The following is a 14727-nucleotide window of genomic DNA, read 5'->3' as shown; positions in this document are numbered from 1 at the left end:
GCAGCCCGAAAGGGCAAATAGTGAAAGCGCAGATAAGTGGAAAAAGATACCAACGCTTATCTCTGGTGTCCGCACAAGTCGGCAACCGGCTGATTGCTCCGATGGTTTATCAAAATACGATGACCGGAGTCTTTTTTGAAGCGTGGTTTCAGCAATGCCTACTGCCCGCATTGACTCAAAAATCGGTGATTATTTTAGATAATGCACGATTTCACCGTATGGGTGTCTTACGGGAAATGGCAGAAAAATTGGGACATAAGGTATTGCCTCTTGCACCTTATTCACCCGAACTCAACCCGATTGAGAAGGTGTGGGCGAATATTAAGCGGTATCTTCGAACCGTATTGTCTGATTACGCCCGATTTGACGATGCGTTACTGTCCTATTTTGATTTTAATTGACTATAAAATGCCACAAAGCGGCGAACCGCAAGTCCTACAGAGAGAGTACGCCAAGGCGAGCCGACGCCGTCGCCTGGCGATGTTCATCCGCCCTACTCCGTTTTCAGGTAGCCTCCCCCTCTTACCGTCACCACAAGGAAACCGTCACATGCCAGCCTTTCTCGACCAACTCGAAGCCCTTATCCGCGCCGAATACGCCGAACAAGATGGCATGGCGGAAGAATTCCTCTCGGGCGAGCCGGTATCCGAAGCCGAAATTGCCGCTGCCGAACAACAGCTCGGCACGCCCTTCCCCGCCCTGTATCGCGCCCTGCTGCTGCGTTTCGGCGCAAACTGCTATCTGGGCATAGAAATCGACGATTTGACGCAGGTGGTGGAGAACACAAAATGGGTGCGCCGCCATTTTGCCCGACACGAAACCCTGCCCGCCGGATTGCTGCAACAAGGCATCGCCTTCGCTGGCGACGGCAGCGGCAACTACTTTATGCTGCACGACGGCGCGGTATGGCTGCCCGACCACGACAGCGGCGAGTGCATTCAGGAAGCCGAAAGCCTCGAAGCCTTCCTGCTGGCTGCCAACGGCGCGGATTAAGCAGCCCAAACAGGCTACCTGAAAGCCGCCATCCTCTTTTCAGATAGCCCTTTATCCCTGCGGCAGGCTACCTGAAATCTATTTTGGAAAGGCACAGCATGAGCAAAAACAAAGACAAACATCAAAGCAAACTCGACACCCTCTGCCAACTCCCGCCCGACATCCCCGCCATCAAAGCCTACCTCAAAGAGCTCAACACCCAGGCCCAGCACGTGGCCGCCAACAGCAACGATTATCCCAAGCAAACCATCAGCGCCGACGTGTGGCGGGATGGCTACCAAATCGTAAACACCGCCCGCGTCCTGGCCGAATGGCTCGAGCGGCAAAGGCTTTACGAGCTTTTGCCGCAAGCCGTTGAATGCTGGGGCACCGCCGCCTTCGCCGTGGTTTCCCACTACCGCGCCGAAATTGGCCCCTTCATGCACGTCGCGATGCGGCTGCAAAAACGGCGCGGCAACAGCCAAGCCGTGCAGGAAATGTGCCGCGCCATACTGGGCGACTTCACCCTCCTGCTGGAAGATGCCGAAGACCTGTTCGCCGACGGCCGCACCGACCCGGCCGATTATCAGGAAAACAGCGAACTGGCCGCCATCTCCTACCTCGACCTCGCCGCCCGCCTCCTCGCCGAACACGGCGACAGCGAAGCCCAGGCCATCCGCCAACGCCTCAAACGCCTGCCGCAATATTGGGCGACCCTGAAGCTGTAGCTTCACGTTGAAAGGCTACCTGAAAATGCAGGGCAGCATTGCCGGTTTTTCAGGTAGCCTTATTCCTTTATAGTGAATTAACAAAAACCAGTACAGCGTTTCCTCGTCTTGCCGTACTATCTGTACTGTCTGCGGCTCGTCGCCTTGTCCTGATTTTTATTAATTCACTATACCTTGCCCACAAGGAATCTGCCATCCCAAGTCGGTATGCGTTCACGGCACGGATTAGACAGTAAAAAAGGCTACCTGAAACCATTTGGCGTTTTCAGGTAGCCTTTGCTTTGGCCGGCTATTCTACAAACCGGCCTGTTCGCTCGCGGTCTTCTCCACCATAAAGTCGATAAAACTCCGCACTTTCGCGCTCAAGAGTTTGCGTTGGGTGTACACGGCGTAGAAGGGGACAGGCGCGGTGCGGTAGTCGGGCAGCAGGCGGCGCAGGCGGCCGGTTTGCAGGTCGGCGCGCAGCAGCCATTCGGGCAGGTAGCCGATACCGGCACCGGCGCACACCAGCTGGTAGAGCATTTGGGTGTTGTTGCTGTGTATGGCGGCTTGCAGGTGAACGGCGTGCTTTTCACCACGGCCTTGCAGGGTGAGGCCGGATACGTCGGTGTAGCTGGGCAGGATGGCTTGGTGCTGCGCCAAATCCTGCGGGGCGGCGGGCGTGCCGTATTCGGCCAAATAGGCGGGTGCGGCCACCAAATGGAAGTCGATCTCGGCCAGGGCGCGGGCGATCAGATTTTCGGCCGGCTGCTTGGAGAGGCGCAGCGCCACGTCTTCGCCGTCGCCGTCTAAATTCACGCTGTGGTTGGTGAGCGTGAGGTGCAGCGACACGTCGGGGTAGCGGCGGCGGTATTCGGTAATCCAAGCGGCGAATATGGGGTTGGCAAACCACACGGGGATGCTCACGCGCAGCCGGCCCTGCACCCGGGCGGTGCTGCCTGCGGCACGGGCGGCGGCCTGGTCGAGGATGTCGAGCGCGGAGAGGCAGTCGCGGTAGTAGGCTTCGCCCTGCTCGGTGAGGCTGAGGCGGCGGTTGTTGCGGTAGAGCAGGCGGGCATTCACGCTTTTTTCCAGATGCGCCACGTGTTTGCTGGCCATGGGTACGGAAATATCCAGCTGCTCGGCGGCGCGGGTGAAGCTGCCGCTGTGCACCACTTGGCAGAACACTTTCATGCTTAATAAGGTATCCATGTTTTCTCTTGGGGAAAAACTATGTTGTTGGATAGGCTATGTTTTCGCGATGGAGAAATGATTATACTGCACAGGTACTTCCAATTCACATTGTTTCACGTATCAAGAGGAAAAAATCATGAATACACGTTGGGAAAACTGCCGCAGCATGGTGTTGTCGGTATTGCGTATCGCGGCGGGCTATATGTTTATGCTGCACGGCTCGGCCAAGCTGCTCGGCCTGCCGCACGTGGAAATGTTTGACGGCTTGCAACTCTTCTCGCTCTACGGCGTGGCCGGTATGCTGGAGCTGGGCGGCGGCCTGTTGGTGTTGCTCGGATTGTTTACCCGCCCGGCAGCATTTATCCTTTCCGGCCAGATGGCGGTGGCTTATTTCATCGGCCACGTTGCCGACGGCGGCCACGCGCTGATTCCGTTTATGAACGGCGGCGAGGCAGCGGCGCTGTTCAGCTTCGTGTTCCTGTATCTGGCGGCAGCCGGAGGCGGCAAATGGTCGCTGGATGCGCTGCTGTGCAAGAAGCGGCAGGGATGATTTTGAGCTTTGCCGAAACACGTTTCAGGTAGCCTTAACGCGCAGGCAGGCTACCTGAAAAAAGGAGCCGGGTTTACCCTGGCTCCTTTTTGTTTGTCATATTGAAAGATGCGACACTTTGCCGCTGAAGGTACCCCACATCGTTATAGTGAATTAACAAAAATCAGGACAAGGCGACGAGCCGCAGACAGTACAAATAGTACGGCAAGGCGAGGCAACGCCGTACTGGTTTTTGTTAATTCACTATAAGGCAACCCTATCCGCCTCCCAAAACACAGTTTTCTGTTCAGCGCGGCATACCCTGCCTACGACTTAATCAGCCGCCGCAGCGAATCGTGGCTGTGCTTAATATCGGCAATCAGGCGGTCGTATTGGCGCATGCGCAGCATGGAGCGGGCGATCAGATAAATGCCGAACACCGCCAGACCCAAATTGATACCTACCACCAACATGAGCAACGGCCACACTTCCACCACGTTATACCACTTGGAAGTGGCAATCAGCGCGCTGAAAATCGAAAGCGGCAGCGCCAGCACGGCAATGCCCGTGCGCATCACCGAAAGTGCGGTGCGCTTTTCCGAGAGCAGCAGCTGCACTTGGTTGATGCTGAGGATGTCGTTTTGTTGTTCGGAAGACATATTGGCTCTCGGGTGTGGATTCGGGTAAAGGCTACCTGAAAATTATGCCTGAATACAATCAAAGCATGGCTTGGCAGCATTCGCCCGCTCATTTTCAGGTAGCCTCTCGGCATCCGCATACAAACCTCCGGATTGCCGCCTGCCCTCGCACGGGAAAGAGGAACAGGCTTCTCCAGTTTTTAAAACGCCCGTGCCGCTATTCCAGCACGCTCAGCCCGGGCAGGTCGGCAAAGCCGCGCTCGCGGATGATTTGGCAAAAGTTGTCGAGGTAGCGTTTATGCGCGTCGTCGCTGCGCATGCCGGCGTAGAGTTCGCTGGTGAGCGGGGGGCTGCCGATGGTGCGGGCGACGATGTAGCCTTTTTCCAGATAGGGCATCACCGTCCAATACGGCAGGGCGGCGATGCCGCGCCGGCTGGCCACCAGCTGGATGATGGCGATGGTGAGCTCGCTGTGGCGGCGCGGCGGGTTGATGCCGGCGGGCAGCAGGATTTTGCGCAGCAAATCAAGCATATCGTCGGGCACGGGATAGGTAATCAGGGTTTCGGCGGCGAAATCCTGCGCCTGCCACACGGGTTTGGCCGCCAGGGGATGATCTTGGGCGCAGATGCCCACCATCTCGTAGGCAAACAGCGGCTGGTAGCGGATGCCCGCCTGCGGCACGGCTTCGGACACGATGGCCAAATCGGCGCGGTGTTGCAGCAAGAGCCCCACCGGGTCGGCCTGGAAGCCGGACACGATATCGAGCTCCACCTTCGGCCACAGCGGGCGGAAGTCGCCCATAGCGGGCATGAGCCAGTCGAAACAGGTGTGGCATTCCACCGCCAGCCGCAATTCGCCCGCACCGCCACCGGCAATCTGCGCCAGGTCGCGCTCGGCTGCGGCCAGGTGCGGCATCACTTCGCGCGCCAGCTGCAACAGCCGCTCGCCGGCGGGCGTGAAACGCAGGGGGGTGGTTTTGCGCTCGAACAGCGGTGTGCCGAAGTGGTTTTCCAAGGCGCGGATTTGGTGAGACAAGGCGGATTGGGTGAGGAACACGCGCTTGGCGGCCAGGGACACGCTGCCAGTTTCGGCCAGGGCAAGCAGGGTTTTGAGGTGGCGCAGTTCGATGATAGATTCCATGTTTCAGGTAGCCTTTTACTGGGTTGGTGTTATACCTGTGTTTTGTTTGGTTTGCATTTTTTAGTTTTCAGGTAGCCTCATTATCCGAAACGGTACATTTACCGCAAATCTATTGGGCTTGCCACCCTTCTGCTGGCGCAGCCGAACGGAGCGCGGTTTTTTGGGAAACAAGGGCTTGCATGTTCGAAGCGGCGCAGCCGCAAGTTGCGAGCCCGCCCGAAAAACCGTGCGGAGTGAGGGAAGTTTGGCGAAGCCAAACCTGTGCCCGCAGTCGCCTTTCTTTGCTTCCTTTCTTTGGCGAAGCAAAGAAAGGAAGTGCCCCGCGCCGGCATGAGGCGCAAAGTCGAACAATGAATGAAATAATTAATGAAGGCTACCTGGAACTCTGATGAATTTACAAATAAAATCATTGTGATATAGCCAGTACACGAAAAAGATGGCTCATCAATCCGGTAGGCTGAAGCCCGCTCTACTCTCTGTCATGTGTTAGCCATAGATATTCAGATAGCCCTGTCGTTTTCAGGTAGCCCCGCCGTGTGCGGAGGCTACCTGAAATTTTAATTTTAATCGGTTTCCGCCATTTCCAGCGCTTGTTTGATGTCCACGGCCACGATGCGGGACACGCCTTTTTCCTGCATGGTCACGCCGATGAGCTGCTCGGCCATTTCCATGGTCAGGCGGTTGTGGGAAATATACAGGAACTGGGTTTGGGCGCTCATTTCTTTCACCAGGTTGCAGAAGCGGGCGGTGTTGGCGTCGTCGAGCGGGGCATCCACTTCGTCCAGCAGGCAGAACGGGGCGGGGTTGAGGCTGAACAGGGCGAACACGAGGCTCATGGCGGTGAGGGCTTTTTCGCCGCCGGAGAGCAGGTGGATGGTGCTGTTTTTCTTGCCGGGCGGGCGCGCCATGATGGATACGCCTGCGGTGAGCAAATCGTCGCCCACCATGTGCAGGCTGGCTTCGCCGCCGCCGAACAGGGTGGGGAAGAAGGTTTGCACTTTTTGGTTCACGGCATCGAAGGTGGCTTGGAAGCGCTGTTTGGTTTCGCCGTCGATTTGGGCGATGGCTTCTTCCAAAAGTGCAATGGCGGATTGTAGGTCGGCGCGTTGGTTTTGGTAGTAGCCGTCGCGCTCGCGGGCTTCGGCCAATTCGTCGAGTGCGGCCAGGTTAACCGCACCGAGGGCTTGGATGCGGCGGGAAATGCTGTCGATTTGCTGCGGCCAGTCGGTTTTCAGGTAGCCTGCCTGCTGCTCGGCTTCGAGCGCGGCGATATCGGCTTGGCGCGCCAATAAGTTATCGTGGAAATGTTTGGCGTTGAGCAGGGCTTCCTGCTGCTGCAACAAGGTAGTTTGGGCGGCCTGCTGCCATTGCGGCAGCTCGGCGGCCAGCGCCTGCTGGCGGGCATATTGCTGCCTGCCCTGCTCTTGGGTTTCGGCCAGCTCGGCGGCAGCGGCTTGGATTTGCTCTTCCAGCGTGAAAGCGGCTTCGGCCAGTTCTTCCAGCTGCAGGCGTTGCTCGTCTTCGTTGTCTTCGGCGTAGGTGAGGGCGAGCTCGCTCTGGCGTTGCTGCCAATCGGCTTTTTGCTGCACCAGCGCGGCCATGCGGGCGGCGAGGTTTTGCAGCTGCTGGGTTTGGCGGTGGGCTTCGATTTCGGCGGCGCTGCGGCGGCGGTCGGCTTCGAGCACGGCTTGGCGGGCTTGGCGCAGGGCTTGCTGCGCCTGTTGGCTTTGCTCGGCTTGGGCGCTGCTTTCGGCTTCCAATTCGGGCAGGCGCTCTTCGAGGGCGGCGGTTTCTTCGGCCAGGATTTCGGCGGCGCACGCCAACTCTTCGGCTTCCTGCGCCAGCTGGGACTGCTCTCGGGCAATGTGTTCGCGCCGCTGCTGCGCCTGTGCGGCGCGGGCGGCGAGGGCGCCGGCCTGCTGTTGGGCGGCGGCCAGCTCGGCGGCGAGGCGGCGCTGTTCGGTTTGGGCTTGGCGCAGTTCGGCTTCGGCCTGGGCTTGCTGCTGCGCCAGTTTTTCGGCTTCGGCCCGGGCTACCTGAAACTGCGGTTGCCATTCGGCCAGTGCGGCGGTGATTTCGTCGTGGCGGGCGCGGTGGCGCATTTGCCGGTTGCCGCCGTCGGCATGGTGCAGCAGCACGCCAAGGCGGTCGATGCGGTGGCCTTGCGGGGTGAGCCATTCTTGGCCGGGCTCGAGGCGGCTGCGGTGCGCCAGCGCGTAGTCCAAATCGGGGGCGCACAAGATGCCTTCGAGCCAGTGGGCTAAGGCTACCTGAAAAGGCGGCTCGGCCTGGATTTGGTGAATCAGCGCCTGAGCCGGGCTGGCGGCGCGGTGGGCGTGGGCTTCGCGGTCGAACCAGGCGGCGGAGGATTCGGGCAGCGGCGACGGCGGCTGGAAATCAGCGGGCAGCGCGCGGGCGTTGAGCCGCTCGCCGAGCACGGCGGCCAGCGCGCCCTGCCATTCTTCGGGCACGCGGATGTGCTGCCACAGGGCGGGGGCATCGGCTTGTTCGCTGCCCTGCCAGAAGTTGTGGCGGGCGGTGTCGGCCAGCAGGGCGGCGAGGGTTTTCTGCTCGGCTTCGGCGGCCAGGATGCGGCGTTCGTACTCCTGTTCGCGTTCGCGGGCGGCGGCGAAGGCGGTTTTCAGGTAGCCTGTTTGCTCTTCGAGCCGTTGCAGTTGCTTCTCGCCCTGTTGGTATTGGGCGGCGAGGGTGTCGGCCCGGGCTTGGGCGGCGGCGGTGTCCTGTCCGGCATCGCTTTGCAGGGCGGCTTCCTGCTGCAAACGGGCTTGGCGCTCTTGCAGCCGGCTGATGCTTTGGCGGCTGTGTTGCAGCTGCTGCTGTTTCAGGGCGAGCTCGCGGCGGAGGCGGGCGGCTTCGTCGTGCCGGCTTTGCTGCTGCTCGGCGGCCTGCTGCTGGGCGGTTTCGAGTTCGGGCAGTTGCTCTTCGAGGGTGGCGGCTTCGGCGGTGAGCAGTTCGAGCTGCATCTGCTGCTGTTCGGCGGCCTGTTCGGCGGCGGCGTGCTGCTGTTGCAGCTCGGCGTGTTCGCCGTCGATTTTTTGGATGGCGGCTTGGGCGGCGGCCTGTTCGCGTTCGAGGCGCTGGCGTTGGCTCTGCCGCGAGCGGATTTGCTCTTCGAGGCGGGCGGTTTGCTCGCGCAGCAGGGCGTGCTGCTGGTTGAGCCGGTATTGCTCGGCCTGCTGTTGCTGCTCGGTTTGGCGCAACACTTGCACGGCATCGTTCATGGCTTGGTTTTGCCGGGCGAGTTCGTCTTGCCGCTCGCGGGCGCGTTCGTGTTCGGCGGCGGCGCGGTCGGCGGCGGCGAGGGTGTGCCGCCATTGGGCGAAGTCGTGGCGGTTTTGCGCTTGGTTGAGCTCGGCGGTGAGGCTGCGGTAGCGTTCGGCGGCGGCGGCCTGACGTTGGAGTTTTTCCACTTGGCGGCCGAGTTCGGTCTGCAAATCGCCGAGGCGTTGGAGGTGTTCGCGGGTGTCGCGCAGGCGGTTTTCGGTTTCGCGGCGGCGTTCTTTGTATTTGGATACGCCGGCGGCTTCTTCGATGTGGGCGCGCAATTCTTCGGGGCGGGCTTCGATGATGCGGGCAATCATGCCCTGCTCAATCACGGCGTAGCCGCGCGCGCCGACGCCGGTGCCGAGGAAAAGGTCGGTGATGTCGCGGCGGCGCACTTGCTGGCCGTTAATATAGTAGCTGGATTCGCCTTGGCGGGTGAGCTGGCGGCGGATGCTGATTTCGCCGTATTGCCCCCATGCGCCCTGCAGGCTGCCGTCGGCATTGCTGAACACGAGCTCCACGGAGGCGCGGGGGGCGGGGCGGCGGGTGGCGGCGCCGTTGAAAATCACGTCTTGCATGCTCTCGCCGCGCAGCTGTTTGGCCGAGGCTTCGCCCAGCACCCAGCGCACGGCGTCGATAACATTGGATTTGCCGCAGCCGTTGGGCCCGATTACGGCCACCAGCTGGCCGGGCACGTGGATGGTGGTGGGGTCGGTGAAAGATTTGAAGCCGGCAAGTTTGATGTGGGTGAGGCGCATGAAAAACAATGAAAAAGCGGAATGCCGTATTTTAAAAGAAAGGCAGCGGGGCAGGCTACCTGAAAAAGGCTACCTGAAACAGGAATAAGGTTTCAGGTAGCCTTTTGCCGTGCCTTTTTGCGCCGTCTGGCACGCTGATACCAAGCAATACTGAGCCCAAGCCAGCCTGTTCCGGCCACGGTGGCGGCGCGTGTCCACAAGCGGGCATACAGCCGCCAGTTTTCGGTTTCTTCCTGCGGGCTGAAGGCGGCGCGGTAGAGCCGTTCGCTGCCGTCTTTGGTGTAGGCGATCTCGGTAATCACATGGTAGTTCAGCCAATGGGCTTGGGTGATATTTCGCACGGGCAGCTTTTCTTCATCCTGCCAAATGTTTTCATCATATCGGCACAACGGGTCGGCCAGGTTGCGGCAATCCAAATTAAGCTGTTTGCCTTCGGCGGTGCGGATGCTGCCGGCCACGTGGAGGGCAGTATCATGGCCTTTCTCCCACTGCCGCCGCCTCAGCTCGGCGGCGGCATGATGCGTATAGACCACGGGTATACTCAAATGCCGCTGCCGCTTGTGCCACTCGGCCGAAGTGACCAATGCGCCCATGCCCAACCCGGCAGCCAGCAGCATACCGATCAGCCAGAGCCCGGGCAGGCTGAACCAAGCTTTCGCCAGATCGCGGTTCAGCCGTTCCTTTTCCTGATGCATCCGCCGTATGGTGTGGAAAAAATTGCCCATTTGCTTTCCTAGATTACGCTGGCCGATAGTATAGCGAAACCGGCAAGATAAGCCACGCATAGGTGCGAGGCTACCTGAAAGCCGTCGGTTGCCCAACCGCAAGCCGCCCGCCAAACGATAGATTTGTTTTTGCCAAACGATGGCATTTTGTAATACAATGCAAATCTGAGTAATCACTCATTTTCCAAGCAAATCAATGGATAAGCAAAAGAAAACCGTTACGGTGATGGTGCTGGACGAGCACCGCACCGAAACTTTCGTTATCGCTGAATCTCGGCTGCGCGCCATCAAACCCACCATCATCGGCCTTTCCCTGGCCACGGTGGTGCTGTTGGCCGCGCTGTTGGCTTTGGGTTGGCATCACTACCGAAGCTACAGCCAATTTGCGCAACAGCAACAGCAAACCCAAGCGCTCAATCAGCAAATCGAAGACTTGAAAGAAGCCCGCTCCGCCGAAGTAAACGCCAAGCTCAACCAGCTCGCCCAATCCGAAAAAGCCGTGGCCGATCTGCAAAACTACCTGCGCCAGCGCGGCGCAAACGTGCCCGTCCCGAAACCCGCCGCCTCCGAGCCAGGCAAACCCATCAGCCAAGCCGGCGGCCCGCGCAGCATCCTGCCCCCCGCCGACACGCCCGAATTCAGCCAAACCATTGAAAACCTGCTCAAAGCCGCCCGTACCGTACCGCTCGGCCGCCCTGCCCAAGGCGGGCTCTCCTCCGGCTTCGGCCCCAGGCACAACCCGTTTAGCGGCAAAGGCAGCGAGTTCCACCACGGCCTGGATTTTCGCGGCAACGTAGGCGACCCCGTGTACGTTACCGCCAACGGCACAGTGGAATTTGCCGGCACCATGAACGGCTACGGCCAAGTGGTGAAAGTGCGCCACGGCTACGGCTACAGCACCGTATACGGCCATTTGTCGCACATCGACGTGCAACCCGGCCAAACGGTTAAAGCGGGTGACCTCGTCGGCAAAATCGGCTCCACCGGCCGCTCCACCGGCCCGCACCTGCACTACGAAGTGCGCCTCAACAACGAGCCGCACGACCCCGCCACCTTCCTCAGCCTCGCCAAATAAAGCGCGGCATCCTTCCCATCAAGCTTCCGGAGAAATATCATGTTTAAAGACAAAAAAGACCGTTCCCAGCCCGCCGCCGCCCCCAGCGCCATCGACACCATCATCGGCGCACAATGCCGGATTCAGGGCGACATCCTCAGCCAGCAATCGGTGAAAATCGACGGCCAAATCCAAGGCAACGTACAAGCGGGCGGCACCGTCATCATCGGCGACAAAGGTGCGGTGAACGGCGACATCCGCGGCAGCGATCTGATCGTATTCGGCAAAACCGAAGGCTTGATCGAAGTGAAAAAACTCCATCTCAAACCCAATGCCCGCGTAACCGGCAATATCCGCACCCAATCCCTGCAAGTGGAAGACGGCGCCGTTTACACCGGCGATATCCGTATGGACCGCAACGCCGGCAACGCCACCCTCCCCCCGGCAGGCAACACTCCGGAAAAAGCCATTGCCGCACCGGCAGACAAACCAGTAAACAAATAATCCGCCCAACCGGAAAGGCTACCTGAAAATTCCCTCCGCAGAACCTGCAAAATCCGGGTCGACCTTACCGCCCTGTTCAACTGCAAGCCCAAGCCGTCACCCGCCCCGGTATCAGCCATAGGCCGGGTTTTCGAATCCGGCATCCCAAGGCCGTCTAAAAACTACAGGCTGCTTTCCAAAGCCCCAGAACGGCTTGGAAAGCAGCCTATATATTATTAAAGCGCGCACCGATAAAAGCAGCCGCATTCTTCTCCCAACGCACCATGTTTGTTTGGGCTGGTTCAAAAACCGTACAAGCACCACACTGGTAAGTTTCCTACCAGCCGCTTGCCATGTGCTCCTGTGCAAAAAATAGGCCGGGTTGATCAGCCCAACGTTTTTCAGCCAGCCCCGCCCCCATCCAGGCTACCTGAAAACAGCACGGCGCGGCATGGGGCATACTTACAACCATAAATTCTGTTACACTCTTTTTCAGGTAGCCTCAATCAAATGCTGCCAACCGCCTATCCACCAATACCAAGGAGTCATGATGATTACCGTAGTTGCCCAATTCGAAGTCAAACCGGCCGAACTGGATCAGTTCCTGCAACATTGCGATGAGCTGATTGCCGAAACCCGTAAGGAAAACGGCTGCCTGTCTTACCACCTCTATCAAAACACCCAGCAGCCCAACCAAGTCAGCTTTATCGAGCTGTGGCAAAACCAGGCTGTGTTGGACACGCATTCCGCCTCCGCACACTTCACCCGTATCGTGCCCGTTTTGGTGGAAGCTTGCGAAAAAGCGCCGGTTATCCAGTTATATACTCAGATTAAATAAGCCCCAATCGGCAAAAAAGGCTACCTGAAATTTCAGGTAGCCTTTGTTTTCCCGGCCGGCACACATCAGCCTTTCGGGGCGGGCGGTTCGATTTGCTCTTTCCAGCCGCACTCTTTCTGCGGGCAGACTTTTTCCACGCCCCAGCGTTTGGTGGTTTTGATGGTGAGCACCGGCCAGTGGCATTTCGGGCATTCCTCGGCCACGGGCGGGTTCCAGGTGGCGTAGTCGCAATCGGGGTAGGTGTTGCAGCTGTAGAACAGCTTGCCGTAGCGCGATTTGCGCTCAATCAGACTACCTTTACCGCATTTGGGGCAGGCCACGCCGGTATCTTTGGGTTTTTCCAAGGGTTCGATGTGTTTGCACTTGGGATAGTTGGCGCAGCCGATGAATTTGCCGAAACGGCCTTTTTTATACACCAGCTGGCCGCCGCATTTGGGGCATTCGCGCCCTTCTACGATGGTGGGCTCTTCGGCGGCCTTGGCGGCTTCTTCGGCGGTTTCGTTGAGGTTGCGGGTGTAGTCGCAATCGGGGTAGCCGGAGCAGGCGATGAAACGGCCACGTTTGCCGAATTTGATTTGCAGCTTGTGCTGGCCGCATTTGGGGCAGGTTTCGTCCAACTCTTCGGTGGTGATTTTGGCGCGCTCGATGCCGGCTTTTTCCTCAATCTGTTTGTGGAAGCCTTTCCAGAATTTGTCCATCACGGGAATCCACTGCCGTTTGCCGTTGGCAATGTCGTCGAGCTGGTCTTCGAGCTTGGCGGTGAAATCGTAATCCACGTATTGGGTGAAATGTTCGGTGAGGAATTTGTTCACGATTTCGCCGGTATCGGTGGGCAGGAAACGGCGTTGGTCGATGGTTACGTATTCTCGGTCTTTCAGAGTTTTGATGATGCTGGCGTAGGTGGAGGGGCGGCCGATGCCGAATTCCTCCAAGGCCTTCACCAGCGTGGCTTCGTTGAAGCGGGGCGGCGGCTGGGTGAAGTGCTGCTCGCCGTAGAGTTTGTCCACAGGCAGGGCGTCGCCCACGGCCAATTCGGGCAGTTTTTTGTTGTCTTCATCCTCGTCGTCGTCATCGTGCCCTTCCTGATACACGCTCAGGAAACCGGCAAATACGAGCACTTGGCCGGTGGCGCGGAATACGCCTTCGCCCACGCCGATGTCCACGGTGGTGGCATCAAATTTGGCTTCCACCATCTGGCAGGCCATGGTGCGCTGCCAAATCATTTGGTAGAGCTTGAATTGGTCGGCGGACAGGAAGGGCTTCACGCTTTCGGGCGTGCGGTATACCGAAGTGGGGCGGATGGCTTCGTGCGCCTCTTGGGCGTTTTTGGATTTGGTGCGGTACATGCGCGGCGATTTGGGCAGGAAATCGGCGCCGATTTTGTTGTCGATGTAGTGGCGGATTTCGGTTATCGCGTCTTGCGACAGGGTTACGCTGTCGGTACGCATATAAGTAATCAGGCCGACCGAGCCTTGGCCGACGTCCACGCCTTCAAACAGCTGCTGGGCGGTGCGCATGGTGCGGTCGGTGGTGAAGCCGAGTTTGCGCACGGCATCTTGCTGCATGGTGGAAGTGGTGTAGGGCGCGGCGGGCTTGCGAGTGGCTTTTTTCTTCACCACGTCGAGCACTTGCGCCGGTTTGCCCTGCATGGCGGCCAACACGGCGGCCTGGGCGGCTTCATTGGGCAGGGAGAACTGCTCCAGTTTGCTGCCCTGCCATTGGGTGAGCTTGGCGGCGAATTTTTGGCGGCCTTTGTGGCTGTCGAGGTGCACGCTCCAGTATTCCTGCGTTTCAAAGGCGCGGATTTCGTTTTCACGCTCGCAAATCAGGCGCAGGGCGGGGCTTTGCACGCGGCCGGCGCTCAGGCCGCGCCGGATTTTCTTCCACAGCAGCGGAGAGAGGTTGAAGCCGACCAGGTAATCCAAGGCGCGGCGCGCCTGTTGCGCGTCCACCAAGCCCATATCGAGCTTGCGCGGCTGCTTGAGGGCTTCCTGCACGCCTTTTTTGGTGACTTCGTGGAACACCACGCGCAGGGTGCGCTCGTCCAGATTTTTGATGCCGCGTTTGGATTTGAGGATTTCGTAGATATGCCAGGAAATGGCTTCGCCTTCGCGGTCCGGGTCGGTGGCCAGATAGAGGGTGTCGGCTTCTTTGGCGGCGGCCACGATGGCGTCAATGTGCTTTTTGCTCTTGGCCGGAACTTCGTATTTCATGGCGAAATCGTGCTCGGGATCGACGGCGCCGTTTTTCGGCACCAAATCGCGCACGTGGCCGAAGGAGGCCAATACTTCAAAATCGCTGCCCAGGTATTTTTTAATCGATTTGATTTTGTTGGGAGATTCCACAATCAGCAGGTTTTTCGACATAGTTTCCTCGCAAAATACTTTTGTTTCCGGCCACGCT

Annotated in this window: 12 protein-coding genes and 1 pseudogene; 7 read left to right on the top strand and 6 right to left on the bottom strand. The window is 59.1% G+C overall.

Going from position 1 to position 14727, the window contains the following annotated elements:
* The 3 genes and pseudogenes from A7Q00_RS11635 to A7Q00_RS11625 all read left to right on the top strand — a co-directional run.
* Positions 1-401, top strand: a pseudogene (locus tag A7Q00_RS11635) (IS630 family transposase); the annotation flags it as partial.
* Between the two features lie 148 nt (positions 402-549).
* On the top strand, positions 550-993 hold the full coding sequence (locus A7Q00_RS11630) for an SMI1/KNR4 family protein (protein WP_064090685.1): 444 nt from the start codon (positions 550-552) through the stop codon (positions 991-993).
* 98 nt (positions 994-1091) lie between these two features.
* On the top strand, positions 1092-1700 hold the full coding sequence (locus A7Q00_RS11625) for a hypothetical protein (protein ID WP_064090684.1): 609 nt from the start codon (positions 1092-1094) through the stop codon (positions 1698-1700).
* Positions 1701-1994: 294 nt separating this feature from the next.
* On the opposite strand, the gene A7Q00_RS11620 is transcribed toward A7Q00_RS11625, so the two are convergent.
* Positions 1995-2891, bottom strand: a complete 897-nt coding sequence (locus A7Q00_RS11620; RefSeq protein WP_064090683.1) for a LysR family transcriptional regulator — start codon at positions 2889-2891, stop codon at positions 1995-1997.
* Between the two features lie 118 nt (positions 2892-3009).
* Here A7Q00_RS11620 and A7Q00_RS11615 point away from each other — a divergent pair, with 118 nt between their 5' ends.
* Complete coding sequence (locus A7Q00_RS11615; RefSeq protein ID WP_064090682.1) at positions 3010-3423, top strand: DoxX family protein; 414 nt, start codon at positions 3010-3012, stop codon at positions 3421-3423.
* A gap of 305 nt (positions 3424-3728) precedes the next feature.
* On the opposite strand, the gene A7Q00_RS11610 is transcribed toward A7Q00_RS11615, so the two are convergent.
* From A7Q00_RS11610 to A7Q00_RS11595, 4 genes are all read right to left on the bottom strand, one after another.
* A complete protein-coding gene (locus A7Q00_RS11610; RefSeq protein ID WP_064090681.1) occupies positions 3729-4061 on the bottom strand; it encodes a hypothetical protein in 333 nt (110 codons plus the stop codon).
* Between the two features lie 196 nt (positions 4062-4257).
* Positions 4258-5181, bottom strand: coding sequence for a LysR family transcriptional regulator (locus A7Q00_RS11605; RefSeq protein WP_064085069.1), 924 nt, complete (start codon positions 5179-5181; stop codon positions 4258-4260).
* A gap of 563 nt (positions 5182-5744) precedes the next feature.
* Positions 5745-9224: a chromosome segregation protein SMC gene (smc, locus tag A7Q00_RS11600; protein ID WP_064090680.1), complete on the bottom strand. Its 3480-nt coding sequence runs from the start codon at positions 9222-9224 to the stop codon at positions 5745-5747.
* 92 nt (positions 9225-9316) lie between these two features.
* Positions 9317-9949 carry a hypothetical protein gene (locus A7Q00_RS11595; RefSeq protein ID WP_064090679.1) on the bottom strand — a complete coding sequence of 211 codons (633 nt, stop codon included), beginning with the start codon at positions 9947-9949 and terminating at the stop codon, positions 9317-9319.
* 196 nt (positions 9950-10145) lie between these two features.
* Here A7Q00_RS11595 and A7Q00_RS11590 point away from each other — a divergent pair, with 196 nt between their 5' ends.
* From A7Q00_RS11590 to A7Q00_RS11580, 3 genes are all read left to right on the top strand, one after another.
* Entirely contained in the window at positions 10146-11024 is an 879-nt protein-coding gene (locus A7Q00_RS11590; protein WP_064090678.1) for a M23 family metallopeptidase, read from the top strand.
* Between the two features lie 39 nt (positions 11025-11063).
* Complete coding sequence (locus A7Q00_RS11585) at positions 11064-11507, top strand: bactofilin family protein (protein WP_064090677.1); 444 nt, start codon at positions 11064-11066, stop codon at positions 11505-11507.
* 526 nt (positions 11508-12033) lie between these two features.
* A complete protein-coding gene (locus A7Q00_RS11580) occupies positions 12034-12324 on the top strand; it encodes a putative quinol monooxygenase (RefSeq protein ID WP_206501469.1) in 291 nt (96 codons plus the stop codon).
* A 65-nt stretch (positions 12325-12389) separates the two neighbouring features.
* Here the strand turns inward: A7Q00_RS11580 and topA are convergent, their stop codons facing one another.
* Complete coding sequence (gene topA, locus A7Q00_RS11575) at positions 12390-14690, bottom strand: type I DNA topoisomerase (protein WP_064090675.1); 2301 nt, start codon at positions 14688-14690, stop codon at positions 12390-12392.
* Between the last annotated feature and the right edge of the window lie 37 nt (positions 14691-14727).

This window comes from Eikenella halliae, from assembly GCF_001648475.1.
GTDB classification, from domain to species: Bacteria; Pseudomonadota; Gammaproteobacteria; order Burkholderiales; family Neisseriaceae; genus Eikenella; species Eikenella halliae.
The sequence above is the reverse complement of the archived record's forward strand: the minus strand, read 5'-3'. Positions and strand labels throughout refer to the sequence as shown.